Origin of the sequence: Kitasatospora azatica KCTC 9699, assembly GCF_000744785.1 — a bacterium.
Taxonomy (GTDB): domain Bacteria; phylum Actinomycetota; class Actinomycetes; order Streptomycetales; family Streptomycetaceae; genus Kitasatospora; species Kitasatospora azatica.
The window spans coordinates 367,547-393,669 of sequence record NZ_JQMO01000003.1; the positions used below are offsets into that span (position 1 = coordinate 367,547).

Genomic DNA, 26,123 nt, shown 5'->3' on the forward strand with positions numbered 1-26,123 from the left:
GCTAGGAGGGCTCGGTATGAGCGCATCCGATGCGTCCGGGCCCCGACTGGGCCCGGCGGGGGTCCCGTCCGAGCCCGGTGGCCTGCTGGACATGCTGGGCCTGGCCGCGGCGGTGCTGGATGCGGACGGGCGGATCGTGCTCTGGAGCCCGCAGGCCGAGCGGCTCTTCGGCTGGACCGCCGAGGAGGCCCTCGGCCGGTTCGCGGCCACCCTGCTGGTCGCCGAGGAGCACTTCGAGCTGATTCTCGAGCTGTTCGCCGAGGTGATGACCGGCAGCGGGGCCTGGGCCGGGGTGTTCCCGGTCCTGCACAAGGACGGCAGCACCCGCCCGGTGGAGTTCCGCAACATGCGGCTGCAGGACGAGCACGGCGGCCGCTACGCGCTCGGGATCGCCATCGACCGGGACACCCTGCGCGGTGTGGAGCGGGACCTCGCGCTCTCGATGGGGCTGGTCTCCCAGTCCCCGATCGGGCTGGCGGTGCTGGACACCGACCTGCGGTACGTCCTGGTCAACCCGGCGCTCGAGCGGATCAACGGCCTGCCGGCCGAGCGGCACCTGGGCCACACGGTCCGGGAGGCCCTGCCGTTCCTGGACGTCGAGGCGATCGAGTCGGCGATGCGCCATGTGCTGGCCTCCGGCACGGCGCTGGTGGACCAGTTCACCGTCGGCCGCACCGGTGCCGACCCGAATACCGAGCACGCCTGGCGGGCCTCGTACTACCGGTTGGCGGACCACGCCGACCGGGTGATCGGGCTCGCGACCTCCGTGGTGGACGTCACCGAGCAGCACCGCACGGCCGCCGAGGCGGCGGCGGCCCGGCGCCGGCTGGCCCTGATAGCCCGCGCCTCGGTGCGCATCGGCACCACCCTCGACCTGGACCGGACGGCCCGCGAGCTGGCCGAGTTCGTCGTGCCCGACCTGGCCGACATCGCCGCGGTGGACGTCCTCGACTCGGTGCTGAACGGACGCCAGGGCGTGGCGGGGCCCGCCTCGGGGACGGCCACCTTCCGGGCCCTCGCGGTGGCCGCGGCCTACCCGTCGGACGCCGTCGGGGCCGCCGACCCACCTGGTGAGATCGCCAAGTACGCCGCCGACCGCCTGGTCACCCGCTGTGTGACCACCGGCCGCCCCGTGCTGGTGGAGCGGGTCGAGGCCCGGGACCTGCCGCGGATCGCCCGCGACGAGACGGCCACCGTGCTGCTGGCCCAGGCCGGCCTGCACTCCTACCTGGCCGTGCCGCTGATCGCCCGCGGCGAGGTGCTCGGCGCCCTGGACCTCAAGCGCACCCACAACCCGCTGCCGTTCACTGAGGACGATGTGGTGCTGGCCGGCGAACTGGCCGCCCGGGCCGCCGTCTGCATCGACAACGCCCGCTGGTACCAGAGCCAACGCCACGCCGCGCTGACCCTGCAGCGCCACCTGCTGCCGCACCAGCCGCCGCAGCCCATGGGTCTGGAGGTCGCCTTCCGCTACCAGCCGGCGGCCGCGGCCGGCGAGGTCGGCGGCGACTGGTTCGACGTCATCCCGGTGGCGGGCGACCGGACCGCGCTGGTCGTCGGCGACGTCATGGGCAGCGGCATCAACGCTGCCGCCACCATGGGCCAACTGCGCACCGCCACCCGCACCCTGGCCGACCTGGACCTCGACCCGGCCCAGGTGCTGCAGCACCTGGACCACACCACGCACGGCCTCGAGGAGACCATCGCGACCTGCGTCTACGCCGTCTTCGACCCGCACCACGCGCAGTGCCGGATCGCCCTGGCGGGCCATCTGCCGCCCGCCCTGGTCCGCTGCGGCCGGGCCCCCGCGCTGCTGGAGCTGCCCACCGGCGCGCCGCTGGGCGTCGGCGGCGTCCCGTTCGAGGCGGTCTGCCTCGACCTGGCGCCCGGCGACCGGCTGGTGCTGTACACCGACGGGCTGGTCGAAACCCGCGACCAGTCGATCGACGTCCGCATGCAGGCCCTGCTCACGCTGCTCGCCGACCCCCGGCTCCCGCTCGAAGCCACCTGCGACCAGCTGCTGACCGCCCTGCGCCAACGCGACGGCCACGACGACGTGGCACTGCTGATCGCTCAGGTCGGACTCGTCACCGGTGCGGGACCGGACTAGCGTGACTGTCGGAGCCCGAGACGAGGTGGGCGGTGGGCGTGGCAACCAAACCCGAGCGCGACGGCGACGCGCAGCGTGGCGACGGCCTGCCGGACGGCCTTCCCTTTGTCGGCCGCCGGTCCGAGCTGGAGCTGCTGCAGCACGCCCTGCGGGAGCCGCCGGCGGTCGTGATGATCGAGGGCGAGGCGGGGATCGGCAAGTCCCGGTTGGCCCGGCAGGCCGTCGGGGCGCTGTCCGAAGCCGGCGGACGGGTCCTCACGGGCTTCTGCCACCCGCTGCGTGAGCCGTTCCCGTTCGGGCCGGTCAGTGACGCGCTGCGGGAGACCGGGCGCTGGCTGCCGCCGGTCGACCAGATCCCGCCGACGGCGGGCGCGCTGGCCTCGCTGCTGCCGGACCTGGCGCACCGGCTGCCGCCACCGCCCGCTCGCCCGTCGGACGCCCGCGCCGAGAAGTACCAGCTGGTGCAGGCGGTGCGGACGCTGCTCGAGGTGGTCGGCCCGGCCGTGCTGCTGGTCGAGGACCTGCACTGGGCCGACGACGCCACCCGCGAGCTGCTCCTGCTGCTGGCCCGGGACCTGCCGAAGGGGCTGAGCCTGGTGCTGACCTACCGGGCCGAGGACCTGCCGCCCCACACGCCCGTGCTGGGCTCCACCTACCGCCGCCCGGCCACCACCTCGGGTGCCGAGATCCACCTGACGCCGCTCGCCGAGTCCGACATCCAGCAGCTGGCCGAGGCGGCCCTCGGCCGGCAGGCCACCGCGGCGCTGGGCCAGATGCTGTTCGAACGCAGCGCGGGCCTGCCGCTGGTGGTCGAGGAGGACCTGCTGACCCTGAGCGAGCAGAGCCGGCGGAGCAGTCTCGGTGCGGTCCGCGACTTCGCCGCCGAACTGCAGCACGCCGAGGTGCCCAGGGCCCTGCGCGAGGCGGTGACCGAACGCCTGGCGGTGCTCTCACCGGCCGGTACGGCGATCGCCGAGGCGGCCGCGGTGCTGGCGGTCCCCGCCGCTGAGCCGCTGCTCGTCCAGGTCGCCGGGCTCGACCCGGAGCAGGGGTCGGCGGGGCTGATCGAGGCCCTGCACGCCGCCGTGCTCCACGAGGACGCGCCCGGCCCGTCCGGCTTCCGTTACGCCTTCCGGCACGCCCAGGCCCAGCAGGTCGCCTACCAGCACGTACCGGCCCCCCGGCGCAGTCAGCTGCACCGGCGGGCGATGGAGGTGCTGGAGGGCCAGTCGCCGGCGCCCCTGGTGCAGATCGCCCACCACGCCCTCGCGCTGGGCGACGAGACCGCCTGGCTGCACCGCGCCGAGGCCGCCGCAGACCAGGCCATCGCGCTCGGCGACACCGGCACGGCCGCCGCGCTACTGCACCAGATCCTGGCCCGGCCGCAGCTGACGGGCGACCTGCGGGCCCGGGCCGCCTTGGCGCTGGCCCGGATCGCCGCCAACCGGGTCGACTACACCAGCAGCGCCGCCGTGCTCCGCCGGATCCTCTCCGACCCTCAGCTGCCGGCCACCACCCGCGGCGAGATCCGCCTCACGCTCGGCCTGCTGATGGTCAATCACGCCGGGGACCAGTCCGGCCACCGGGAGCTCGAGCAGGCCATCGAGGAGCTGGCCGGTCGATCCGAGCGGGCCGCCCGGGCCATGGTCGCGATGGCCATGTACGAGCAGGACGGGGCCGGTGCGCAGAGCGAGGCCTGGCTCGACCGGGCCGACCGGGCCATCCGGGACAGCCCGGACGAGGGGGTGCGGGCCGCCGTCGGCGCCACCCGGCTGACCCTGCTCGCCCGGGACGGGAACCCGGCCGTGTGGGCGCTGCTGGACCGGCTGCCGCGTCAGGCGGACGATCCCGAAGTCCTGCGCCAGACCGCCCGCGCGCTGTACAACGTCGGCGAGCTCGCCATCGAACTGGGCCACGACCGGCGCGCCGCCGCACTGTTGCGGGAGAGCCGGGAACTCGCCCAGCACGCCGCCACCGCGCACATCGAGTGCTTCAGCCGGATCGCCCTGCTACGGCTCGACTACCTGGCCGGGCACTGGGCCGACCTGGAGGAACGGTTCGCCGCGCTCGGCGCCGAGTTCGCCGACATCGCGATGGCGAGCATGGAGCAGACGCTGGTCCTGGCCCGGCTCGTCGCCGCGCGCGGCCAGCACGCCCAAGCCCTGCAGCAGCTCGAGGTCGCGGCCGAGCAGGGCCGCAAGGAGTCGCATGTGACCAACTTCCTGCGGGCCGCCGCCCTGATCACCGCGATCCGGCTCGCCGACGGCTCGCCGGCCGGTGCCTGGGAGACCGCCGCCCCCGCCATGGCCGAACTCCGCATGGCCGCCGCCTGGGCCAGGGCCACCGGGCTGGTCCCGGCCGCCGTCGAGGCCGCGTTGGCCTGCGGCGAGCGGGCCGACGCCGTCCAGCTCGCCGAGGACGCCGAGCGCGGGCTGCGGGACCTGGACGCACCCGCGGCAGCCGCGGAACTGCGGCTGGCCCGCGGCCTCCTGCTGCTGGACGCGGACCCGGCGGCGGCCGCCGAGCAGTTCCACGACGCGCAGCTGCGATGGCAGTCGATCGGCCGCCCCTACTACTGTGCCCAGGCCACCGAACACCGTGGCCGGGCGCTGCTCGGCATCCGTCCGCACGACGCCGCCGCGCAGCTCAGCGAGGCGGCGGCCGGGTACGACCGGCTCGGCGCCACCTCCGACGCCGCCCGCTGCCGGCACACGCTGCGCGAGTTCGGCCTGGCCCGGCCCTCGCCACGCGGCCGGCGCGGCTACGGCGACCAGCTCTCGCCGCGCGAACTCGACGTGGCCCGGTTGCTCGCCCAGGGCGCCAGCAACCAGGACATCGCCCGCGCGCTCTTCCTCTCCCCCCGCACCGTGGAACACCACGTCGCCCGCACCCTGAAGAAGCTCGGCGTCCCCCGCGAGGGCGTCCGCGAGGTACTGGTCCGGGTGGCGCCCGACTAGATGACCTATTCCAAGGGGTGATGTGCGGCGATGGGTGAGGGCGCCGTGATCATGGTGTGGGCCGAGCAACCCGGGGATCCCGGCGGTGCTTCTCTACGTCGAGATCGAGTAGGTGGATGCCGACCAGCAGCCCAGTGCTGACGTGGAAGGCGGGCGTGGAGCCGGGTGGCTGTTACACCCCGGTTCGGTATGCCTCCAGGTGGTCGGCCAGCGCTGTGGGGTGGCCGAGCATAGGGCAGTGGTCGCCCGGCAGTTCGTCGGGTGTAATGCCCAGGCGCTCCCGCACGATCCGGCGCATGTACTCGGCGGGGAAGAAGTGGTCGTCCCGGGACAGCAGGAACTTCGTGGGCACATCCGGCCACGCGGCCAGTGGCCATGGCTTCATGAACGGGGCGGCCGACTGCGTGCGCGTGTGCTTCTGAGCCTCGGCGGCGAGTTCTGGCGGGGTGTCGTGGTGGAACAGAGCGGTGTCGTCGTCGGGGTCCCTGCCGTCGCGTTCGTCTTGTTCGCGCCTGGCCTGCTCGTAGCCAGTGTTGGCCCACCACTGGCCCGGACTCTCGCCCGGTGCCGGGATCTGTGCCTGCAGCATCACCAGCAGGTCCACCGGCACGCGATCGCACACCAGCGGGGCGGTGAACCCGCCGAAGGAATGGGCCACCAGGATCAGGTCGGCGCGATCACCGATGGCGTCGACCACGGTGTCGGCGTACTCGGCCAGCCCAGCCGAGTCGTCGTCGCACGGCAGGTCCACCGCCACCACGTCATGGCCCCGCCCACGCAGCTCGGCCTCCAGCAGATGCCAGTACCACGGGCCGGACGCGGCACCGGGAATCAACACGTACGTAGCCATCGTCAGTGACCCCCTCGGTAGCAGACGCGGTGCCTCAACGCCGTCGCTCGGCCCGTCGAGGCACGGCGAGCGAATGCCCCACCGCTGGGCTGGAGTTGTCCACGCACTCGGGAGGACTTGGTCCACGCGGTGAGGAGGCGAGGGCATCCATGATCATTGTGTGACGAACAATCTGGACACCCTCGCGACCGCACTCTATGTGAAGACCGACGACTTGCTGAAGGAATCGCCGCAGTTCGCTCCGTGGCGGCCAGCCGTGGGCATCGCGCCGCAGCTCGGCGACGCCGAGCTGGTGACGCTGGCGATGATGCAGGCGATGCTCGGCTTCACCTCCGAAGCCCGCTGGCTGCGGCACGCCCACGCCCGCCTGCGGCACCTGTTCCCCTACCTGCCCCAGCAACCCGGCTACAACAAGCGGCTGCGCAAGGCCGCCGAATTGATCCGCTACGTCACCCGAACGCTGGCCCGCGATACCACGCTGTGGACCGACGACGTGTGGGTCGTGGACTCCACTCCGGTCGAGTGCGGACGCTCCCGTGAGACCGTCAAGCGCTCCGACCTGGCCGGATGGGCCCAGTACGGGTACTGCGCCAGCCACTCGCGCTACTTCTGGGGGCTGCGGCTGCACCTGGTCTGCACCCTGCACGGCCTGCCGGTCGCCTTCGCACTGACTGGGGCCAAGGCTGACGAACGCGAGACGCTGCTCGACCTGCTCGCTATCGAGCCGCAGCTCACCGCCGAGCGCCCGGGCCAGACGCTGATCGGCGACAAGAACTACTTCGGCCGGGAGTTCGAGCAGCAGCTGGCCGAGCTTGACATCCGTCTGCTGCGGCCGGCCCGCAAGGGCGAGGCCGAGCGGGCCGGATTGCAACTGTTCAAGCCGCTGCGGCAGGTCATCGAGTCGGTCAACGAAACCTTCAAGGGCCAGCTCGACCTCGAACGGCACCGCGGTCGCACGCCCGGCGGCGTGGCCGTCCGCGTCCTGCAGCGCATCCTCGCGCTCACCGCCGCCATCTGGCACAACAACCGCACCGGCCAGCCGATCATGCGGGCGTTGACACCCTACGACCACTAAACCTCTTGGAATCGACCATCTAGGGCCTGTCGTCCAGCCCTAGTGTCCTGTGGCGGGTGAGCCGATCTTTCGGCGCTCGGCGGGCAGTTCCAGCACCCGGCAGCGCTGGGCCGTGATCCGGCGCACCACGTCGCGGGCGACCACGTCGTGCAGTGAGAAGACGAACGCGCCCGGTACCAGCACCACCTGGTAGGTCTTGGAGGCCACCAGCCGCAGCAGCTGTTCGCGCTGCGGCAGCGGCGCGCCGGACGGGAAGCCGTTGTCCAGGTACACGTCCGGCTCCGGCAGTCCCAGTTGCCTGGCGAAGTGCGTCAGCGCCCGGCAGTGCACCGACATCTGCCAGGTGTCGTGTGGGTAGCAGCGCAGGTACGCCGCGGTTCTGAGCCGACTGCCTGAGGGAATCGGGAGGTCCACGCTCCGCCTCCTGCTCGTCCGGTACTACAGCCAGTCAACGCGGAGCCGGTCGAGGTATCAACGCGTAGTCGCCCCTAATCCAGTCGCCGAACGTTAGGTGGCGCGCCGGGCGGGAGCAGGCCGGTCCACGCGGCCCACGCATCCAGTAGTGGCGGGACCACGGTCCGCCGCCGGGCGCAGCCGCTGCGCTCGACTGCGTGGCGCACCTCGGTCGGCGAGGCCTGGGGGAACTGGGAGAGGAGCAGCGCGACGGTCCCGACCACGAACGGGACGGCCGCGCTGGTGCCGGTGAGCCGCAGCGGACGGTCGCCGGGGCCCAGGCTCACGATCGCCTCCCCCGGGGCCCCGATGCCACGGCCGCCGATCGATCCGCCCAGGTTCGACAGGTTCATCGGCCGTCCCCGCGCATCGTAGGCGACCACCGGGATGGTCCACGGGTGCCGGGTCAGCACGGAGCCGGCCAGGCGGCCCTGGTTTCCCGCCGCGACCACGGTGATCACGCCCCGGTTCGCCGCATGGTCCAGCGCCGCCGTCAGCTCGCGGTGCCCGCCGTTCGACGGTCGCTCGGGTGCGACGCTCAGGTTCAGCACCCGGGCTCCCGCGTCCACGGTCTCCACGATGGCGGCCGCCAGGTCCTCGAGCCGGGCGGCGGCCCCGCCGGGTTGGCGGGGGCGGCCCGGGTGGTTCGGGTAGCCGGCGTGGCCGGGGTGGTCCGGTTCGAAGATCGGGCGGATCAGCAGGGTGCAGTCCGGGCAGATGCCGGGGGCCGCCGAGGACCGTTCGGCACTCAACACCCCGGCGACGAAGGTGCCGTGCAGGCACCGGGAGTTCGGCGCCGCCCGGTCGCACCCGCCTGCGCACGAAACGGCTTCGCCGGACAGCAGCCGGATCCGCCGGCCGTCGAAGGCGGGTTGGTCGGCCGCCACGAACCCGTCGACCAGCCCGACGGCCACCTCCGGCCGGCCTGCGGTCCGCGCCATCAGGGGCGCCAGCCGGACCAGGTCTACGGGCTTCACGCCGCCGCTTTCACTGCGCCGCCATCACGCGCCGCCCGACTCCGCAGCGCAGTCGGTCACGCAGCCCGCGATACAGGTCCGGCAGTGGGGCTCGTCCGCATGAGTGACGCAGTAGCTACCGCACGAGTTCTTGCACTCGGGGGCGCACCACCAGGGAATGTCGCCGCCGCCGTTCCGGTTGGATCGCCGGCCCTGCGGCCGGACGACCGCTCGGCCCGGCGCCACACCGTGCCGGCCGGCCCGGTACTGTCCGCAGCTGCGGTAGACCGCCGCGTCGGCGGTGAATCCGGGAATCCTCATCTCCATGCACCTCTTCTGACGAATCGTCAGCGGTCGTAGTAGGGAGACAACTTGGTCACCAGGAATGGGAACTCCTCGGTGACGTCCACCCGTACGAAGTGCTTCTCGGTGACATCGGTGTGGCGGTCCGTGAAGGAGAACAGGACACCGTCCGTCGCGGGAGTGTCCTGGTTTTCGCCCATGGTCGGCTCACCTGCTCCTCGGCCGTCAATTCCAGGCTGCTCCGGTTCGACCGGGCGTGCACCTCGTGCCCCGGGCCGGGCCGTCGGTCTGCGGGCAGCCTGGACAACGAGGGCCACGAGACGGGAGGTTCACCATGGGCATCCCTGGATTCCAAGCCGAGGCAGCCGTCTACCGCAGCACCGGCGCATACGCGACCGTCGCCCCCGCCCAGGCCGGCGGCACCGCCGGGCGGATCGCGCCGATGCTCTCGGATCTGCAAATCATGTGCGACCGGGACTACGACGGCTGCGAGGAGGAATGCGCCGTCCTCCTGGACAACTACGACGCGTGGAAGCCGTGTGGTGACGGCTGCCTGCAGAACTGGCGGATCTGCATGAACCCGGACCCGGACCCCGGCACCGACACAACGCGCTACTAGGACCTGTCCGGCCCTAGTTAGTAGAAGTGCCGAAGCTCGGGCCAGAGCGTGGACCACGGCGCGCTGGTCCCGGTGCAGAGCACCACGGCCGCGTGCTGTTCCTGGTTGGGTACGCCGTGGCCGTTGTCGACCTGGGCGACGGTCCGGCAACCGGTGAAGTACCGTTCCACGGCTGGGTACTTGGCCGGGTGCACCAGGAGCACCGGACCGTCGGCGGTGTCCGGGGGCCGGGCCCAGTCGGCGATGCTCATGTGTCCGGAGTACGGGGCCGGCAGGCCGTACCGGGGGCCGTAGTGGGCCAGGGCGCCGGCCTCGCCGTAGTTGGCGGCGAAGATCACCGCGTGCGACCGGCGGTCGGGCGGGACGGCGGACCAGCCTTCGCCGGTGGCTGCGGCGAGCTCGGGCCAGCCGACCTGCTCGCCCTGCTCCGGGTAGATCCAGTTCACCGCCGGAATCAGGCGCGGCGGCAGCACCGGCAGGGTGATCACGATGTTCACGGCGGCACCGAATGCCAGCCAGGCCAGCAGACTCGTCCGCCGCCGACCGGGGCGGGCGAGCCGCTCGGCCACCGGCTCGCAGCCGGCCGCCGTCAGCACCAGCAGCAGTGGGAGCGCGTAGTACGGCTTGCCGCCGGTGGCCAGCACCACGACGCAGACCAGCGGGTAGGCGAGCGCGAAGGCCTTGGCCCACCGCAGTGCGGGGTCGCGCAGCAGCCGACGGAATCCGCCAACCCAGATCGGTACCAGCACGGGTGACAGGTACAGGAACTGCATCGGCACGAACATCAGCCGGTTGTCGCCACCGTCCTTGTCGCTGATCCCGCCGGCCACCGTCAACTCGGGCCAGCCGTGCGCGGCCTGCCACCACAGGTTGGGCAGCACGATCACCGCCGCGACCGCCAGTCCCAGCACCGGCCACCAGCCGCGCAGCACCCGACGGGGACCGACGACCAGCACGGCGGGGACCAGGACGGCGGCGAGCAGCAGCACCAGGTCCTTGTTCAGCAGGGCGATCCCGGTCGCCGCGCCGACGGCCGGCCACCAGCACGCGTCCCCGGTCCGCAGCAGGCGCAGGGTGAGCAGACAGACCGTCAGCCAGGCGAACACGTCGAAGGTGGTGGTCAGCAGCAGATGGCCGACCGCCAGCACGAAGGCCGAGCAGGCCGCCGAGCCGGCCGCGAGCAGCTGGCCGCGTCGTCCGGCGCCCAACTCCCGGGCCAGCAGCGCCACCAGCGCGATGGACGCGGCGCTCAGCAGGGCCGGCACCACCCGCAGCCCGGTCGGGCTGTCGCCGAAGAGCGCCACCGAGGCCCGCGCGAGCAGCGGCGTGAGCGGCGGCTGGTCGGCGTATCCCCAGGCGGGGTGCTGACCGGCCATCAGGAAGTAGAGCTCGTCGCGGTGGAACCCGTAGCGTCCCGAGAGCAGCAGCAGCAGCGCGGCCACTGCGGCGGCCAGGGCCGCGACCGGCCCCTTCGCGAATGGTTGTACGGCCATGGCCGGGCTACCCGGTCCATCCCCCCGAATGTCCACGGCGCGAGTCTGGCAGCTGCCCCGCCTGGTGGGAAGTGGCGCGCCTCGAGCGGACGCCCGAGATCGAACGGCGTGTTGGCGTCGCAGCGGCGGCGAGCTGTGATCGGCTTGGGAGAAGCCCCGAGCAATGGAACACCTCGGATCAGGAGAGCACCACGTCCATGCCTACGGACACCGCCCCCGGGCCGCTGCGCGTGCTCGTCTTCGGCGCCTCCCTGCGGGGCGACTCGACCAATGCCCGACTCGCGGCGCTGGTTGCGCAGCTGGTCGCCGACGCGGGTGCCACCGCCGACCTCACGAGCCTGGGCGACTTCGAGATGCCGCTCTACAACGGCGACGTCGACGCCGCGCAGGGACCGCCCAAGGGGGCGCTGGACCTGCGGGACCGGATCGAGCGGTGCGACGGGTTCGTGATCGCCTCGCCCGAGTACAACGCGTCGGTGCCCGGGGTCCTGAAGAACGCGATCGACTGGGTCTCCCGGGTGCAGCCGCAGCCGCTGAAGGACAAGAACGCGATGCTGGTCTCCGCATCGCCCTCGCTGAGCGGCGGCAACCGCGGGCTGTGGGCGCTGCGGGTACCGCTGGAGCACCTCGGCACCCGGGTCTATCCCGACATGTTCAGCCTGGCCAACGCGTACCAGGGCTTCGCCGACGGCGGTCGGCTCGCCGACCCCCGTCTCCAGCAGCGCCTGTCGGACACCGTCGGCTCCTTCCTGAGCCTGGTCGAGTCCAGCGTGCGCTACGCCTCCCTGCAGCGCCGCTGGTACGAGTTCCTCGCCGACTGCACCGACGCGCCGATCACCCAGCGGGCCCAGGACTGATCACCGAGGACTGATCACCGGGCCCAGGACCGGTCAGCGAGCCGAGGGCCGATCCGGGAGGAAGGAGCACGCGATGGAGTTGTTCCCGCCGATGCCGCTCGCCGAGTGGCAGGACACCAAGGAGACGCTGCACCGCTTCGCGCAGATCGTCGGCAAGATCCGGCTCGCGGCGAGTGCCCGGCGCAACCACTGGTGGAACGTCCCGTTCCACCTGACCGGACGCGGGATGACCATGCGTCCGACGGGCCGGCTCGACGGCGGTCCGATCTTCACCATCGACTTCGACTTCGTCGAGCACCGAGGGATCGTCGCGACGGTGGACGGCCGGACGGTCTCCTTCCCGCTGATCGGCCAGTCGGTGGCGTCGTTCCACCGCGAGCTGCGGGAAGCGCTGGCGGCGCTGGGCGTGCGGGTCGAGATCGCCATCCCCAGGCCGTACGACCTGCCCGACTCCGCCCGGCCGTTCGCGCAGGACGTCGAACACGCGGCCTACGATCCGGTCTGGGCGAACCGCTACTGGCAGGTCCTCAGTCAGGTGGCACTGCTGCTGGAGGAGTTCGCGACCGGCTTCTCCGGGAAGGCCAGTCCGGTGCACCACTTCTGGCACTCCTTCGACATCGCGCACACCAGGTTCTCCGGGCGGTCGGCCGCGCAGTCCTCCAAGGTCGATCCGGTGACCCGGGAGGCGTACTCGCGAGAGCTGATCAGCTTCGGGTTCTGGTTCGGGGACGCCACCCTCGGCGAGCCGGCCTTCTACGCCTACGCGGCTCCCGAACCCCCGGGACTGGCCGCGGAGCCGCTGACGCCCGCCTCCGCGCAGTGGGTGCCGCGCAACGTGAGCCACTTGGCGGTGCTGCGCTACGAGGCGGCGCGGGCCGAGGCCGATCCGCGAGCGGCGGTCCTCGCCTTCTACGAGAGCGTGTACCGGGCCGGGGCCGCGCTGGCCGACTGGGACGTCGACCGGCTCGCCTGCCCGGACGGCGTCACGGACCCGTGCCTGCGGATCCCGCCCCGCTGACCGCGCCCCGTACGGGTCGGTGCCGGTTCAGCCGTCAGTGCCGGTGCAGCCGTCAGGCCGTCAGGCCGTCAGGCCGTCAGGCCGTCAGGCCGTCAGGCCGTCAGGCCGTCAGTGCAGGTGGTCCTGCCAGTCTGCGGGCACCTTGCCGCGCGGGCCCGGGGTCGGCTGGGCGACCGGGTGCGCGATCGGCGGCGCCAGCTGCGGCCCGTCGTAGAACTCCGCGGTCTCGATGCTCCAGAACCACTCCTCACCCGGTTCGAAGCTGGCCAGGAACGGGTGCCCCACCGCTCGGGCGTGCTTGGTGGCGTGCTGCGAGGGCGAGGAGTCGCAGCAGCCGATGTGCCCGCACGCGGCGCAGCGCCGCAGATGGAACCACCACCCCGGCCCGTCCCCCGCCAGGCACTCCACACAGCCGTCCCCGCTCGGCTTCACGCTGGGGTCGATTCCCGGGATCTCGTCGTGGCTCATGCCGTGTGCCTTCCTGCTGGGGCCGTGGGCAGGCGTCTTCCTGCATCGTAACGGCCGGTGTGGCCGAGAACACGGATCCCGCGCCCGCGCCGGGGTGGGCGCCCATGGCCGGGACCTGCACCGTTGCGGTTAGCATGCGCTGGTTGAACGACGGCGGCACAGGGAGAGCACGGATGAGGTTCGCGGTGCTCGGACCGGTGACGGTCTCGCGCGGCGGTGTGCCGATTCCGATCCGTGCGCCGATGGCGCGCAGCCTGCTGGCGGCACTGCTGCTGAACGCCAACCGGTCGGTGCCGATCCACCAGCTGCTCATCGCGCTGTGGGGCGACCGGCCGCCCGCCACCGCGACGGCCTCGCTGCACAACCACGTGATGCGGCTGCGTCGCACCCTCGGGGCCGCGGACGGCGTCGATCCGGTCCAGCGGACGCCCGACGGCTATCTGATCGCGGTTCGGCCCGGGCAGCTCGACCTGCAGGACTTCGCCGAGCAGTGCCGGCTCGGTCAGGAAGCCGTGGCGGCGGGGCGTTGGTCCGAGGCGGCGGGGCGTTGGTCCGAGGCGGCGGAGGTGCTGTCGGCAGCGCTGGCGCTCTGGCGTGGCGAGCCGCTCAGTGATGTGCCCGGCGTGGGAATCGACCCGGCCCGCCTCGAGGGGCTGCGCGAGGCCCGGTTGCAGGCCGTCGAGCGGCTGGCCGATGTGCGGCTGCGGTTGGGCCAGTACCACCGGGTGATCGCCGAGCTGCGGCCGGTGGTGCGTGAGCATCCCTGGGTCGAGGTGCTGCACGGGCAGTTGATGCGGGCGCTGTACGGTGCCGGCCGGCAGGCCGACGCGCTGGAGGTCTACCGGGAGCTGCGGCGGGAGCTGGCGAACGAGCTCGGGATCGAGCCGTCCGCCGCGATCCGCGCGCTGCACCAGCGCATCCTGGACTCCGCGCTGGAGGTGGTCGGGCCGCCGCCGGCCGAGGTCAGTGCCGGGGTCGCGGCCCAGGTGGCGGCCCAGGTCGGGGCTCAGATCGGGGCCCAGGTCCGGACGCCCGCCGGGCCGCCTCGGCTGGTGCCCCGCCAGTTGCCCCTGGTCACCCGGTACTTCACGGGCCGGATCGCGGAGCTGAAGTCCTTGGCCCAGTCCATGGAGGAGAGCGACGAGACCGGGGCCGGCGCCCGGATCACCACGATCACCGGCACCGCTGGGATCGGCAAGACCACCCTGGCCCTGCACTGGGCCCATCAGGCGGCCGAGCGCTTCCCGGACGGGCAGCTGTACGTCAACCTGCGCGGCTTCGACCCGAGCAGTCGGCCGATGACCGCCGAGCAGGCGGTGCGCGGGTTCCTCGACGCGCTCGGCACGGCGCCCGAGCGGATGCCGCGCACGCTGGAGACGCAGACCGCGCTCTACCGCAGCCTGGTCGCCGGGCGTCGGCTGCTGGTGGTGCTGGACAACGCCCGGGACGCCGAACAGGTCCGCCCGCTGCTGCCCGGCAGCGCGACCTGCCCGGTGCTGGTGACCAGTCGCAACCGGCTGGCGGGCCTGGTGGCGGTCGAGGGCGCGCACCCGCTGTCGCTGGACCTGCTCAGCCATCCCGAGGCCGCCGACCTGCTGGCCCGCCGGCTCGGCCCCGAGACGATGGCCAGGGAGTCGGCCGCGGTCGCCGAGCTGATCGAGTCCTGCGCCCGGCTCCCGCTGGCGCTGGGCGTGGCGGCCGCGCGCCTGGCGATGAACCCGACCTTCCCCGTCGCCGATCTGCTGACCCGGCTCGCCGACCTGCACGACCGCCTGACGACACTGAACGGGGGCGACAGCGCCACCGACGTACGGGCCGTGTTCTCCTGGTCCTACGAGCAGCTGAGCAGCCCGGCCGCCCGGCTGTTCCGGCTGCTCAGCGTGCATCCCGGCCCGGACCTCTCGCTGACCGTCGCCGCCCGGATCTCCGACCTGACGACCGGCCAGGCACGTGCGGCCCTGGACGAGCTGACGGACGCCCACCTGCTGACCGAGCACCAGCCCGGCCGGTTCCTCAGCCACGACCTGCTGCGCGCCTACGCGGGCGAGCTGGCCCGCGAACTGGACGGCGACCGGCAGCGCCGGGCCGCCACCGAGCGGATGCTCGACCACTGCCTGCACACCGCGTACGCGGCGGAGCGGCTGATCAGCCCGGCCCGCGACCCGATCGAGCTGGCACCGGCCTGCCCCGGCGGGTCGGCGGAACAGCTGCTGACCGCCGCGCAGGCGATGGACTGGTGCGACGCCGAGTACCGGGTGCTGCTGGCCGCCGGTCCGGCGGCGGCCGAGGCCGGCTTCGACACCCACGCCTGGCAGATCCCCTGGGCCACCATGACCTACCTGCTGCGGCGCGGCCGCCGGCACGACGTACGGGCCGGCCAGTTCGCCGCGCTGGCGGCGGCCCGCCGGTTGGACGACCGGCGCGGCCAGGCGCTGGCCCACCGCCACCTCGGCCAGGTCTGCCGCAGCCTGGGCGACCACGAACTCGCCCGCACCCACCTGCTGCAGGCGCTCGAGCTGGAGGGTGAGCTGAACAGCCCCAGCGGCCAGGCGACCGTCCTGCACAGCCTCGCCATCTGGTACGAGCAGGCGGGCGGCCACCAGCAGGCCCTCGACCACGCGCAGCGCGCCCTGGAGCTGTACCGGGCCGCCGGTCACCGGCCCGGGCAGGCCAGACTGCTCAACGCCGTGGGCTGGTACCACTCGCTGCTCGGCAACCACCAGCAGGCGCTCACCGACTGCCGGGCGGCGTTGACGCTGCTGCGGGAGAGCGGCGACCGCTACAGCGAGGCCTGCACCCTGGGCAGCCTCGGCCACGCCCACTGGCAGACCGGGGACGCCGAACAGGCCGTCGCGTCCTACCGACAGGCCCTCGAACTGCACCGGGAACTCGGCTCCCGCCCGCAGCAGGCCCTGGTCCTGACCGAGCTCGGCGACGTCCAGCAGGGCAGCGGCGAGCACGGCGCGGCCCGGCAGAGCTGGCAGGCGGCGCTGGCGATCCTCACCGAGCTCGGCCACCCCGATGCCGAACAGGTCCGCGCCAGACTCGCCCGCTGAGGCACCTCAAACCTCTCGCAAACATTTCGAACTGACTTTTTGTTATCCGCTGCTCGCCGCCGGCTCTCCCAAAGTGTCGGCAGCAGTTCCCCTCACCTGCCGACGAGGAGAGGGACATGACTCGCAGGAAAGCGGCACACGGACGCCGGAGCCGCCGGATACCGATGCTCACCGCCGTGGCGGCGACGGCGGCCGTGATCGCCGGCGCCATCGGCATCAACGCGGCGACCGGTAGCTCGGACACCCGCCCCGCCACCGCCTCGGCCGATCTGGGCCAGGCGGCCGCCGGGCAGGCCTCCGCCTCGGCGGCGGTCGGCAAGGCCGCCGCCTCGGCGGCGGTCGGCAAGGCCGCCGCCGGGAAGACCGGCCCCGCGCCGTCACCGGCGGCCGGACCGCAGCACAAGGACACGCCGACCCCGCCGCCCGCGGCGCCGAAGAGTGACCCGGCGCGCGGCATGGTCTACTCCGGGCTGGTCGTCGCGAGCAAGGACGACCCCTGTGCCGGTGTCTACCGGACCTCCGCCGCCGGGCTGTGCACCCACGGACCGGACCAGGCGCCGCAGGGCGTGGACATCCACGCGACCGTCACACCGGCCGTGGCCGCGGTCGCGCCGACGCCTTCGCTCCAGGGCAACGCCCAACCACCCACCGCGGACGACCTGCTGAAGGGCGCACCGCCCGTTCTCAACGCCCTGACCGCCGCCGAAGCCGGACCGAGCGCCGCAGCCGCCCCCGCCCCGGCCGCTTCCGGCAGCGCGGCCGCCGCCGGCTCCACGGTGGCTTGCGACGGCGACGGGACCACCGGCAACCGGGTGCAGGTGCTGTACGTGCACGGCCCGGGACAGGACCGGTACGCCCAGTACCTGGCCTCGTTCAAGAAGTGGGCGGCCGACGTCGACGTCATCTACAACGCGAGCGCGCAGCAGACCGGCGGCACCCGGCACGTCCGGTTCGTCACCGACGCCGACTGCACGGCCCAGGTGCTCGACGTCGAGCTGCCGGACTCGGCGCTGACCGAGTTCGGCGCCACCAACGACGCGTTGGCGGGCAAGGGCTTCAACCACCGCGACCGCAAGTACATGATGTTCGCCGACGCGCAGGTGTACTGCGGCATCGGCACCTTCATGGGCGACGAGCGGCCCGGCCAGGACAACCTGAGCAACTTCGGTCCCTCGTACGGCCGCAGCGACTCCGGCTGCTGGAGCGGCCATGTCGCGGCGCACGAACTCGGGCACAACCTGGGCGCGGTGAACAACAGCGCCCCCTACTCCAGCAAGGCCGGGCACTGCACGGTCACCTGGGACCTGATGTGCTACTCGGACGCGCCCTACTACCCCCAGATGCAGGAGCTCTGCCACGACCAGGCCCAGCAGGACCGGCTGGACTGCACCAAGGACGACTACTTCAACACCAGTCCCAAGCCGGGTAGTTACCTGTCCTCGCACTGGAACGTGGCGAACAACCGGTTCCTGATCGCGGGCGACGGCACCGGTCCGAACCCGAACCCGTCTCCCACGGCGAACCCGTCGCCCACCGCGAAGCCGTCGCCCACCGCGAAGCCGAGCCCCAGCCCGAGCCCGAGCCGGACCGGCGGCCCGAGCACCGGCCCCGATGTGACGATCAGTCAGATCACCCAGAACTCGGCGCTGCTCAGCTGGCCGCAGGTCGACTCCGCCGCCGACTACCAGATCCTGCTGAACGGGCGGGCGATCGGCACCGTCCGCTCGACCGTGGTGCGGCTGGTCTCGCTCCAGCCGGACACCGCGTACCAGATCGCCGTGGCGGTCCGTGACCAGAGCGGCCGCGTCTCGCAGCCCGGCGCCACGGCCACGCTGCACACGCTGCCCTCGCAGAGCACCACCAACCCGGCCACGCCCTACGTGATGACCAACTCCCTCACCGGGCAGGCGGCGGACATGTGGGGCGGGTCCAGCAACAACGGTGACGTGCTGATCGCCTACCAGCCCACCGGCTACGGCAACCAGCAGTGGCTCTTCGAGGACGCGGGCGGCGGCTACCTGCGGATCAAGAACGTGCAGTCCGGCAAGTGCCTCCAGGCGGGCGGCTCGCTGACGCCGGGTCAGTTCGTCTTCCAGCAGCCGTGCGGCACCTCGGACGCGCAGGCCTGGCAGCTGACCGACAGCGGCAGCGGCCACACCCTCACCGCCAAGGGCTCCACCCTGGTGCTCGGCGCCAGCAACCGCTGGTACTACGGCGGTTGGCTGCTGGAGCTGCAGCAGCCCACCGGCCAGGCGTACCAGAACTGGACCATTCAGCCGGCCTCCTGACGACCCCAGGCCGGCCGTCCTCCGTGGTGAGGTGGGGCGAACTGCCCCACCCCACCACGCCCCACCCTCCGCCTCACCCTCTGCACAGGAATCGCCCGATGAAACGACGTCTGTGGCCCGCCGCCCCCACCCTCTGCGGCCTCGCCTGCCTTGCCGTCCTGGGGCCGGCCGCCCCCGCCGAGGCGCACGGCGACACCATCCGCTTCCAGATCTCCGCGGTGGGCGACGGCCACCCCCGCGCCACGGCCTCCTACGAGGACGGCGACCCGGTCGACGAGCCGGTCGCCGCCACGCTCAGCGCGGTCTCGCCGGACGGCCGGGCGGTCGGTCCGTGGCCGCTGGTTCCGCTCCCCAACACCCAGGCCGGCTACACCACCCGGGAAACCCTGCCCCCTGGCACCTGGAAGGTGACCGTCGACTCCGGCTTCCCGGAACTGGGCCACGGCGAGGCCGAGATCACCGTCACCGCCGTCCCCGAAGGCGCGCCCACCCCGACAACCACCCCGACGCCGACCGGCACCACGCCGACCGTCGCCGCACCCGCGGCCGGCCCGACCCCGGCACCCGCAGCGGTGGCCGCTCAGTCGGCGACGAGCCAGCCGGCGAAGAGCCGGTCGGCGGTCGGCTGGTCGCTCGGCGCAGCGGGAGCCGTGCTGGTCCTCGGCCTGGCGGGCTGCCTGCTGGCCCTGCGCCGCCGCCGGCAGACCACCACCCGCTAGCCGCAGGCGTCCCAGGGCGCCGGGTGGGGAGTGAAGTTGGGCAGCGCCCGGGTCGGCTCGTAGCGGCGCTGCCAGACCGGTGTGGTCGATCCGCTGGCGGCCGGGACGATCGCGGACCAGTCGGCCGGGCAGCCGCCCCAGGAGCTGCTGCACAGCGTGGCCGACTACAAGAGCGCCCGCTACTCGGTGCTCGCCCCGCTGCAGCTCGGGCTACTGGCCGGCGGCGCGCACCCGCAGCACTTCGAGGCCGAACTGCGCCGCTACGCCCGACTGGTCGGGATCGTCGGGCAGTTGCGCGACGACTACCTCGACCTGTTCGGCGATGCCTCGGTACTGGGCAAGCCCACCGGCTCGGACCTGCGGGCAGGCCGGCGCAGCTACGCCGTCAGCGCGATCCTCGCCGCGGCCGGCGGGGCGGAGCGGGCGGTGGTGGAGTCGGCACTCGGCGACGGCACCTGCACCGAGCAGACCGTCAGCGCCGTCCGGGAGATCGGCCACCGGCACGGCGTCGACCGTAGGTTGCGGGCCGACCTGCGCCGCTACGCCGAGCAGGCCGCCGCCGAGGCCGCCGGCTGGCGGCCGCGCTGGCGGGCGGAGGCCGTCGCCTTCTTCGAGTGCCTCCCGCTGGCGGGCCCGGCCTCAATGGTGTGAGGGGGCTTGGCGTCTGAGCCGCTGTCGGGCGGCGGTCCGGTTCGCGTGCTGTCCGACTGCTCGCCCGCTGTTACGGCTTCGTCCGCCTGCCGTTCAGCCCGCGTATCTCCCTCCTTGTGCCGTGCCGGATTGGCTGTGCCGATCACAGGCGTGCCTGCTCACAAGCGTGGCAGCCCACATGCGTGCCGGCCCACAGGCGTGGCAGCTCGAGGAAGGCAGACGGCATGACCAGGTGGATCCGGCCGGGGAGCGCAACCGCTGCGCTGGCGCTACTCCCCGCGCTGCTCGCGACCTCCGCCTGCGGGGATTCGGCGGATGCCGCCGCCACGGAGTACACGGTGATGACCTGGTCCCCATCCGGCACCGGCGGGTTCGACCGGCCCGGGGTGACGGCGCTGGCCGAGGAGATCGGCAAGGACGTGAACGCCAAGGGCGGGCTGGACGGCCACCGGCTGCGGGTGATCACCTGCAACGAGCACAACACGGTCGAGGGTGGCACCGCCTGCGTGCGACAGGCGGTGGCCGAGAAGGTGGTCGCCGTGGTCGGCTCGTACAGCCTGAACAGCGACAGCCTGCTGCCCGGTCTGGAGGCGGCCAAGATCCCCTACCTCGGCGGCTACGGCCTGTCCAACGCCGAGTTCCGCAGCCCGCTCTCGTACCCGGTGGCCGGCGGCACCCCGACGCTGATCGCCGGGAACGGCCGCCAGCTGGTCGCGGCCGGCTGCCACACGATCGCGCTGGTCCGCCCCGACACCAAGGCCGGTGACACGCTCACCGGTTACCTCGGCAGCGCGCTGAAGCCGGAGGGGGTCAAGCTGGTGGACGTCAAGGTCAGCGAGAAGACCCCCGACTACGGCGACGCGGCCCGCAAGGCGCTCGGCGACGACCGCCCGGGCACCTGCGCGAGCGATGCGCTGGCCCCCGAGCAGAGCGTGAAGCTGCTCGACGCCTACCGCCAACTTGGCCCCAAGCACACACTGTTGGGCGCGGTGATCGGCAGCGTCCCGCAGTCGGTGCTCGGGCCGATGGGCGGCGACGGCGGGCCCCTGAACAACGCCTACGTGGCGGGCTGGTACCCGCCCGCGAGCTCGCGCGCCTGGGATGCGCTGCGCGCCGCCTCCTCCGGTGACAGCCGGATCGACGTCTCGGACCTAGCGGCGCAGACCACCTGGGTCGCGTACCAGGTGTTCCTGCAGGCCGCCGAGCGGCTCCGGGCCGCCGGCACGCCGCTGACCAGCCAGTCCCTGCGCGACCTGCTGGACAGCGGGGACTCGCTCAGAACCGGCGGCGTCACACCCTCGCTCAGCTGGGGCGAGATGCTGCCCAGCGCGGAGTCACCGCGCCTGGTCAACACCTGGGTCACCTACCAGCAGGTGAAGGCGAGCCAACTGACGGAGCAGCAGAGCGGCTTCCTGGACGTGCGCTGGGTGCTGACCGGGGGCAGGCCGCCGCAGTGACGCCCGGCTGCGGCCGCCGCCCGTCGGCCGGCCGCCTCGGCCCACGGGTGCGGCCGTACCATGTGCCAATGAGCACAGGCGCGCACCTGGCAGGTGCACACGGTTCGCAGCAGCAGGGCGACGGCGAACGGCTGGAGGTCGCCGCCGCCGTGCTCGCGCTGCTCGCGGACCGCACCCGCCTCGCGCTGCTGCAGCGGCTCGGTGCCGGGGAGGCCGACGTCACCACGCTGACCGAGGCCTGCGGCGCCGCCCGCCCGTCGGTCAGCCAGCACCTCGCCAAGCTGCGCCTGGCCGGGCTGGTCGCCACCCGCAAGGACGGTCGACGGGTCGTCTACTCGCTGCGCCACGGCCATCTGCGGCGCCTGGTCGACGAGGCACTCAGCGTGGCCGACCACCAGATCGGCGCGCTGCCGCCGCACGACTGAGCGGGCGCAGCCTGTCCCCAGCGGTGACGAAGGCCTTCCCATGCCGTGGCGCGGCCCTTCTCGTGCGGCGGCACAGGACCAACAGGTGCACGAGTACGCACTCATTGGCTACGATGATGCCGTCTCCGCCGACCCCTGCTTCCGGGACGGGACCAATGCTGTCCGTACTGCGCAACCGCACCTACCGGCACCTGTTCACCGCCCAGGTCGTCGCCCTGGTCGGCACCGGCCTCGCCACCGTGGCGCTGAGCCTGCTGGCCTACCGGATCGCCGGGGCCGACGCCTCCGCCGTGCTGGGCACCGCGCTGGCGATCAAGATGATCGCCTACGTCGCGATCGCCCCCGTGATCGGCGCCGTCGCCGACCGAATACCGCGCCGCGCCCTGCTGGTGTCGATGGACCTCACCCGCGCCGGGGTCGCGCTCACCCTGCCGTTCGTCACCCAGGTCTGGCAGATCTACCTGCTGATCTTCCTGCTGCAGTCCGCCTCGGCGGCCTTCACCCCCACCTTCCAGGCCACCGTGCCCGAAGTCCTGCCCGCCGAGCGCGACTACACCCAGGCCCTGTCGATGACCCGGATCGCCTACGACCTGGAGAGCCTGTTCAGTCCCGCGCTGGCCGCCGCCCTGCTGGCCGTGGTCCCGTACGGCTGGCTGTTCGCCGGCACCACGATCGGCTTCCTGGCCTCGGCCGCCCTGGTCGCCTCCGTCGCGCTGCCCCGGCCGGCTCCGGTCGAGCGCTCCGGCAGCGGCTACGCCAAGGCCGCCTTCGGCACCCGCCTGTTCTGGGCCACACCACGGCTGCGGGCACTGCTCACCCTGGACCTGGCGGTCGCGGCCGCCGGCGCGATCGTCTTCGTCAACACCGTGGTGCTGGTCCGCGACCACTTCCACCGGCCCGCCGGCGCCGTCTCGCTGGCCCTGGGCGCGTACGGGGCGGGCTCGATGCTCGCGGCCCTGCTGCTGCCTCGGGCGCTGCGCCGCCTGAGCGACCGCGCGGTGATGCTGCCGGCTGCCTTCGCCCTGCCGCTGATCCTCGCCGCCGTCGCCGCGCTCACCGCCGCCGGCCCGAGCGGCTGGTCCTGGTCCGCGCTGCTGGCGGCCTGGGCCGCGATCGGCGCCGCCTGCTCCGCCGTCCTCACGCCCGGCGGCCGGGTGCTGCGCCGCTCCACCGGCGAGGCCGACCTGCCCGCCGCGTTCGCCGCCCAGTTCTCGCTCTCGCACAGCTGCTGGCTGCTCACCTACCCCCTGGCCGGTTGGCTCGCCGCCGGCGCAGGCCTGCCGCTCACCGCCGTCGTCCTGGGCGCCCTCGCGCTGGCCGCCACGGTGGCCGCCACCGCCTGCTGGCCGGCCCGCGACCCCGCCGCCCTCCAGCACGTCCACACCGACCTCCCCGCCGACCACCCCCACCTCACCGACGCGCACCCCGCCGCACAGGGCTGGCTGCACGGCCACACCTACGTCATCGACCAGCACCACCACCGCTGGCCGGCACCCCGCCGCACGGCCCGGACGGGGTAGGCCCCAGGGGATCCCCGGCCACCGTTTCCCACCGCTACCGCCGGCGCCCGCACGGGCGTACCGTGGCCGAAACGAGCTGTTCGCACACAACCTCTCCCCCAGGGCCCGCGATGCCCGATCCGCTGTCCTTCCTCCACACTCCCCGCGCGGAGCGCGCCCGGCGCGCGGTCTCCGAGCGGGTGGGCGACTGGGCCGAGGTCTACCGGCCGCACAGCCTGCTGCCGATCGTCGGCGGGCAGGCCGAGCGCTGCATGGACTGCGGGCTGCCGTTCTGCCACCGGGCCTGCCCGCTGGGCAACCTGATCCCGGAGTGGAACCAGCTGGTCGCCGCCGAGGACTGGCGGGCCGCCGCGCACCGGCTGGCGGCCACCAACAACTTCCCCGAGTTCACCGGGCGGCTCTGCCCCGCGCCCTGCGAGAGTGCCTGCGTGCTGGCGATCGACGGCGATCCGGTGACCATCAAGAACATCGAGCTGGCGATCGCCGACCGCGCCTGGGCGGACGGCTACGAGGCGCCGTGCCCGCCGGAGTACCGCACCGGGCGGAGGGTGGCGGTGGTCGGCTCCGGACCGGCCGGCCTGGCCGCCGCCCAGCAGCTGACCCGGGCCGGGCACACCGTGACGGTGTACGAGCGGGACGAACGCCCCGGCGGGCTGCTGCGCTACGGCATCCCCGACTTCCGGTTGGAGAAGCACCGACTGGACCGGCGGATCGACCAACTCCGCGCCGAGGGCACCGTGTTCCGCACCGGCGTGGCGGTCGGCGAGGACCTGCCGGCCGACCGGCTCCGCGCCGAGTGCGACGCGCTGGTGATCGCGGCCGGCGCCCCGGCCTGGCGCGAACTCCCGGTGCCGGGCCGCGAGTTCGATGGTATTCGGCAGGCCATGGAGTACCTGCCGCCGGCCAACCGGGCGGCCGCCGGCGAACTCGCCGACTCCCCGCTGAGCGCACAGGGGCAACGGGTGGTGGTGATCGGCGGCGGCGACACCGCGGCCGACTGCGTGGGGACGGCGATCCGGCAGCGGGCCCGGCAGATCCAGCAGGTCGACATCAACGCCCGGCCGCCGAGCGACCGTTCCGCCGCCCACCCCTGGCCGGTGCACCCGAAGGTCTACCGCAGCACCACCTCCCACGAGGAGGCGGACGCGCTACGCACCCCGGCCGGCGAGATCCGGACCTTCGCGGCCACCACCGTCGGTTTCCAGGGCGACGCCGACGGACGGGTCACCGCCGTCCGGCTGGCCCGGGCCGCACCCGGGACCCGGGAGCCGCTGGCGGGCACCGAGACCGCGCTGGACGCCGACCTCGTGCTGCTGGCGCTCGGCTTCTCCGGCCCCGAAGCCGACTCCCCGATGCTCGAGCAGCTCGGCCTCCCGCTGGCCCCCCGCGGCACCCTGGCCCGCGACCGCTCCTTCGCCTCCCCTGTCGAAGGCGTCTTCGTCGCGGGCGACGCCGGCCGCGGCCAGTCCCTGATCGTCTGGGCCATAGCCGAGGGCCGCTCCGCGGCAGCCGCCGTCCACCGCTACCTCACCGGGAGCGACGAACTTCCGGCATCGGTCACGGCGGAGGACCTCGCCGTCACGCCCGAGGACTGACCGGCTTCGGCCTCACCCTGCCCGGCCCGCCGGGACAAGGCGTCGGAGGTCCTGACCGTGATGAAGAGCGAGGCCGCGAGGGTGAGGACCAGCGCGGCGCCCACGGCCAGGATGCTGCCGTTGGTGACCGGCGCCGGGCTGCCCGCCTCGGCACGGGCGGAGCCGCCGAGGAAGGGGACGACGGCCAGTACGCCGACACCGAGGGCGACCTCGGCCCAGACCACCTTCGGGAAGTGGCGCAGCGTCAGGTGCAGCAGCGAGGCGCTGGAGTCGGCGCGGCGGGCCTGTTCGATGCGGGGCATCAGCCAGAACTGGTTGACGCCGCCGGCCGCGACCATGCCGAGGACCAGCGCGATCTTGACGAACAGGAAGAGTCCGTAGGTGGTCGTCCACAGCTGGCCGATGCCGCCGACGTGCTTCCAGCTCATCCACAGGCCCGAGGTGAGCACCGCGCCGACGCAGACCAGGGCGACCAGGCTGAAGCGCCGCCAGAGGTCGGCCCAGAGCAGGCCGGCGTTCGCGGTCAGCCGACCGCGGGCGGCGGCGAGGGCGGCGAGCAGGGCCAGCCCGCCGAGCCAGACCGTGCCGCTGACGATGTGGACCTGGTCGAAGAGCGGGTCGAGCACGTGGTCCGCGTCCTTGGGCGCGACGGCGGGTACCGCGGCGATCAGCGACACCGCGAGCACCAGCGGCAGCGCGGTCAGCGCAAGCGCGTCGAGCTGGCGTCGGGCCCGTGGGACGAACAGCGCGATCAGCACGAGGCAGGCGAGCAGCAGGACGGCGTTCTGGACCAGGTAGATCGTGCCCTGCGCCACCCAGCTGCCCTTCGCGGCCGGTGCTCGCAGGAAGTCCCAGATCCGCCCCGGCGCCAGTGCGTCGCCGAACGGCAGGCCCTTGCGGGCCCGGGCCACGCGGCCGGCGAGCTGGAAGTAGCCGGCGACCGCCAGCACGACCCCGGCCCAGGCCAGGTACCGCGCCGTCCGCCGACGCAGAACCTCGACGTCGGCGCGCTCGCTCGCCGGTGCGCGCAGCGCCGGGCGGACCGCCGCCGCGTAGGTCACGGTGGCTCCGAGGGCTCCCGACAGGCCGACGAAGTAGCCCGACTTGGTCAGGATCCGCCAGAGCGGAGGCGTGGCATAGGCGGCCGTACCGGCCAGATGAGCGAGAGTCATGGTAGGTAAGCCTAACCTAAGTTCCCGGCCCGTCCGCAAGCCCGCCGAAGCCACTTGTCCCGCCGTTGACGAGCCGTGAGA

Annotated in this window: 21 protein-coding genes and 1 pseudogene; 14 read left to right on the forward strand and 8 right to left on the reverse strand. The window is 73.3% G+C overall.

Annotation, left to right across the window (positions count from 1 at the left end; translation table 11 throughout):
• Positions 1-16 precede the first annotated feature (16 nt).
• The gene (locus tag BR98_RS12820; RefSeq protein ID WP_035844498.1) at positions 17-2,110 is read left to right on the forward strand and encodes a SpoIIE family protein phosphatase; all 2,094 of its coding nucleotides are present in this window, start codon (positions 17-19) and stop codon (positions 2,108-2,110) included.
• Between the two features lie 38 nt (positions 2,111-2,148).
• Positions 2,149-5,067, forward strand: a complete 2,919-nt coding sequence (locus BR98_RS12825) for a helix-turn-helix transcriptional regulator (protein ID WP_083977434.1) — start codon at positions 2,149-2,151, stop codon at positions 5,065-5,067.
• Positions 5,068-5,239: 172 nt separating this feature from the next.
• Here the strand turns inward: BR98_RS12825 and BR98_RS12830 are convergent, their stop codons facing one another.
• Positions 5,240-5,917, reverse strand: coding sequence for an alpha/beta hydrolase (locus BR98_RS12830; protein ID WP_035844500.1), 678 nt, complete (start codon positions 5,915-5,917; stop codon positions 5,240-5,242).
• A 160-nt stretch (positions 5,918-6,077) separates the two neighbouring features.
• Between BR98_RS12830 and BR98_RS12835 the strand changes: the two genes are divergently transcribed.
• On the forward strand, positions 6,078-6,992 hold the full coding sequence (locus tag BR98_RS12835; RefSeq protein ID WP_035844502.1) for an IS982 family transposase: 915 nt from the start codon (positions 6,078-6,080) through the stop codon (positions 6,990-6,992).
• A gap of 39 nt (positions 6,993-7,031) precedes the next feature.
• Here BR98_RS12835 and BR98_RS12840 read toward each other — a convergent pair whose 3' ends face one another.
• The 3 genes from BR98_RS12840 to BR98_RS39280 form a co-directional block, all read right to left on the reverse strand.
• A complete protein-coding gene (locus BR98_RS12840; protein WP_035844505.1) occupies positions 7,032-7,406 on the reverse strand; it encodes a hypothetical protein in 375 nt (124 codons plus the stop codon).
• A 74-nt stretch (positions 7,407-7,480) separates the two neighbouring features.
• Positions 7,481-8,422 (reverse strand): S8 family serine peptidase, encoded by a 942-nt coding sequence (locus BR98_RS12845; RefSeq protein ID WP_035844507.1) that lies wholly within the window; start codon positions 8,420-8,422, stop codon positions 7,481-7,483.
• A gap of 326 nt (positions 8,423-8,748) precedes the next feature.
• Positions 8,749-8,904, reverse strand: a complete 156-nt coding sequence (locus BR98_RS39280; protein WP_157537724.1) for a cyanobactin maturation protease PatG family protein — start codon at positions 8,902-8,904, stop codon at positions 8,749-8,751.
• Between the two features lie 134 nt (positions 8,905-9,038).
• On the opposite strand from BR98_RS39280, the gene BR98_RS12850 reads away from it, so the two are divergent.
• Complete coding sequence (locus BR98_RS12850; RefSeq protein WP_035844509.1) at positions 9,039-9,323, forward strand: hypothetical protein; 285 nt, start codon at positions 9,039-9,041, stop codon at positions 9,321-9,323.
• A 17-nt stretch (positions 9,324-9,340) separates the two neighbouring features.
• Here BR98_RS12850 and BR98_RS12855 read toward each other — a convergent pair whose 3' ends face one another.
• The gene (locus tag BR98_RS12855; protein ID WP_035844512.1) at positions 9,341-10,816 is read right to left on the reverse strand and encodes a glycosyltransferase family 39 protein; all 1,476 of its coding nucleotides are present in this window, start codon (positions 10,814-10,816) and stop codon (positions 9,341-9,343) included.
• Positions 10,817-11,013: 197 nt separating this feature from the next.
• Here BR98_RS12855 and BR98_RS12860 point away from each other — a divergent pair, with 197 nt between their 5' ends.
• Positions 11,014-11,673, forward strand: a complete 660-nt coding sequence (locus BR98_RS12860) for an NADPH-dependent FMN reductase (protein WP_035844514.1) — start codon at positions 11,014-11,016, stop codon at positions 11,671-11,673.
• Positions 11,674-11,746: 73 nt separating this feature from the next.
• Positions 11,747-12,691 carry a DUF5996 family protein gene (locus BR98_RS12865; protein ID WP_035844515.1) on the forward strand — a complete coding sequence of 315 codons (945 nt, stop codon included), beginning with the start codon at positions 11,747-11,749 and terminating at the stop codon, positions 12,689-12,691.
• A gap of 108 nt (positions 12,692-12,799) precedes the next feature.
• On the opposite strand, the gene BR98_RS12870 is transcribed toward BR98_RS12865, so the two are convergent.
• Positions 12,800-13,159 (reverse strand): UBP-type zinc finger domain-containing protein, encoded by a 360-nt coding sequence (locus BR98_RS12870; protein WP_035844518.1) that lies wholly within the window; start codon positions 13,157-13,159, stop codon positions 12,800-12,802.
• 173 nt (positions 13,160-13,332) lie between these two features.
• Between BR98_RS12870 and BR98_RS12875 the strand changes: the two genes are divergently transcribed.
• From BR98_RS12875 to BR98_RS36280, 3 genes are all read left to right on the forward strand, one after another.
• The gene (locus BR98_RS12875) at positions 13,333-16,215 is read left to right on the forward strand and encodes an AfsR/SARP family transcriptional regulator (RefSeq protein ID WP_035844520.1); all 2,883 of its coding nucleotides are present in this window, start codon (positions 13,333-13,335) and stop codon (positions 16,213-16,215) included.
• 116 nt (positions 16,216-16,331) lie between these two features.
• The gene (locus BR98_RS12880; protein ID WP_232247392.1) at positions 16,332-18,503 is read left to right on the forward strand and encodes an RICIN domain-containing protein; all 2,172 of its coding nucleotides are present in this window, start codon (positions 16,332-16,334) and stop codon (positions 18,501-18,503) included.
• Positions 18,504-18,601: 98 nt separating this feature from the next.
• Positions 18,602-19,222, forward strand: coding sequence for a hypothetical protein (locus tag BR98_RS36280; RefSeq protein ID WP_051969713.1), 621 nt, complete (start codon positions 18,602-18,604; stop codon positions 19,220-19,222).
• Here BR98_RS36280 and BR98_RS42545 read toward each other — a convergent pair.
• Positions 19,219-19,377, reverse strand: coding sequence for a nitric oxide synthase oxygenase (locus BR98_RS42545; RefSeq protein ID WP_157538137.1), 159 nt, complete (start codon positions 19,375-19,377; stop codon positions 19,219-19,221). The two genes, BR98_RS36280 and BR98_RS42545, sit on opposite strands and share 4 nt — an antisense overlap.
• Here BR98_RS42545 and BR98_RS12890 point away from each other — a divergent pair.
• The 5 genes and pseudogenes from BR98_RS12890 to BR98_RS12910 form a co-directional block, all read left to right on the forward strand.
• Positions 19,355-19,873 (forward strand): annotated as a pseudogene (locus tag BR98_RS12890) (polyprenyl synthetase family protein); the annotation flags it as partial. The gene BR98_RS42545 and the pseudogene BR98_RS12890 overlap by 23 nt on opposite strands.
• 224 nt (positions 19,874-20,097) lie before the next feature.
• Positions 20,098-21,330 (forward strand): ABC transporter substrate-binding protein, encoded by a 1,233-nt coding sequence (locus BR98_RS12895; protein WP_035844522.1) that lies wholly within the window; start codon positions 20,098-20,100, stop codon positions 21,328-21,330.
• Positions 21,331-21,398: 68 nt separating this feature from the next.
• Complete coding sequence (locus tag BR98_RS12900) at positions 21,399-21,755, forward strand: ArsR/SmtB family transcription factor (RefSeq protein WP_035844524.1); 357 nt, start codon at positions 21,399-21,401, stop codon at positions 21,753-21,755.
• A 155-nt stretch (positions 21,756-21,910) separates the two neighbouring features.
• Entirely contained in the window at positions 21,911-23,275 is a 1,365-nt protein-coding gene (locus BR98_RS12905) for an MFS transporter (RefSeq protein ID WP_035844526.1), read from the forward strand.
• A gap of 110 nt (positions 23,276-23,385) precedes the next feature.
• A complete protein-coding gene (locus tag BR98_RS12910) occupies positions 23,386-24,870 on the forward strand; it encodes a glutamate synthase subunit beta (protein ID WP_035844528.1) in 1,485 nt (494 codons plus the stop codon).
• Here the strand turns inward: BR98_RS12910 and BR98_RS36285 are convergent.
• Positions 24,798-26,042, reverse strand: coding sequence for a copper resistance D family protein (locus BR98_RS36285; protein WP_051969714.1), 1,245 nt, complete (start codon positions 26,040-26,042; stop codon positions 24,798-24,800). The two genes, BR98_RS12910 and BR98_RS36285, sit on opposite strands and share 73 nt — an antisense overlap.
• Positions 26,043-26,123: the final 81 nt, after the last annotated feature.

Excerpts from the sequence above, each read along its gene's own strand:
- BR98_RS12880 (WP_232247392.1), top strand. The coding sequence starts at position 16,332 with ATGACTCGCAGGAAAGCGGCACACGGACGCCGGAGCCGCCGGATACCG.
- BR98_RS12865 (WP_035844515.1), top strand. The coding sequence starts at position 11,747 with ATGGAGTTGTTCCCGCCGATGCCGCTCGCCGAGTGGCAGGACACCAAG.
- BR98_RS12830 (WP_035844500.1), bottom strand. The coding sequence starts at position 5,917 with ATGGCTACGTACGTGTTGATTCCCGGTGCCGCGTCCGGCCCGTGGTAC.
- BR98_RS12820 (WP_035844498.1), top strand. The coding sequence starts at position 17 with ATGAGCGCATCCGATGCGTCCGGGCCCCGACTGGGCCCGGCGGGGGTC.
- BR98_RS36285 (WP_051969714.1), bottom strand. The coding sequence starts at position 26,042 with ATGACTCTCGCTCATCTGGCCGGTACGGCCGCCTATGCCACGCCTCCG.
- BR98_RS12910 (WP_035844528.1), top strand. The coding sequence starts at position 23,386 with ATGCCCGATCCGCTGTCCTTCCTCCACACTCCCCGCGCGGAGCGCGCC.
- BR98_RS12905 (WP_035844526.1), top strand. The coding sequence starts at position 21,911 with ATGCTGTCCGTACTGCGCAACCGCACCTACCGGCACCTGTTCACCGCC.
- BR98_RS12875 (WP_035844520.1), top strand. The coding sequence starts at position 13,333 with ATGAGGTTCGCGGTGCTCGGACCGGTGACGGTCTCGCGCGGCGGTGTG.
- BR98_RS39280 (WP_157537724.1), bottom strand. The coding sequence starts at position 8,904 with ATGGGCGAAAACCAGGACACTCCCGCGACGGACGGTGTCCTGTTCTCC.
- BR98_RS12870 (WP_035844518.1), bottom strand. The coding sequence starts at position 13,159 with ATGAGCCACGACGAGATCCCGGGAATCGACCCCAGCGTGAAGCCGAGC.
- BR98_RS12860 (WP_035844514.1), top strand. The coding sequence starts at position 11,014 with ATGCCTACGGACACCGCCCCCGGGCCGCTGCGCGTGCTCGTCTTCGGC.
- BR98_RS36280 (WP_051969713.1), top strand. The coding sequence starts at position 18,602 with ATGAAACGACGTCTGTGGCCCGCCGCCCCCACCCTCTGCGGCCTCGCC.
- BR98_RS12855 (WP_035844512.1), bottom strand. The coding sequence starts at position 10,816 with ATGGCCGTACAACCATTCGCGAAGGGGCCGGTCGCGGCCCTGGCCGCC.
- BR98_RS12895 (WP_035844522.1), top strand. The coding sequence starts at position 20,098 with ATGACCAGGTGGATCCGGCCGGGGAGCGCAACCGCTGCGCTGGCGCTA.
- BR98_RS12850 (WP_035844509.1), top strand. The coding sequence starts at position 9,039 with ATGGGCATCCCTGGATTCCAAGCCGAGGCAGCCGTCTACCGCAGCACC.
- BR98_RS12900 (WP_035844524.1), top strand. The coding sequence starts at position 21,399 with ATGAGCACAGGCGCGCACCTGGCAGGTGCACACGGTTCGCAGCAGCAG.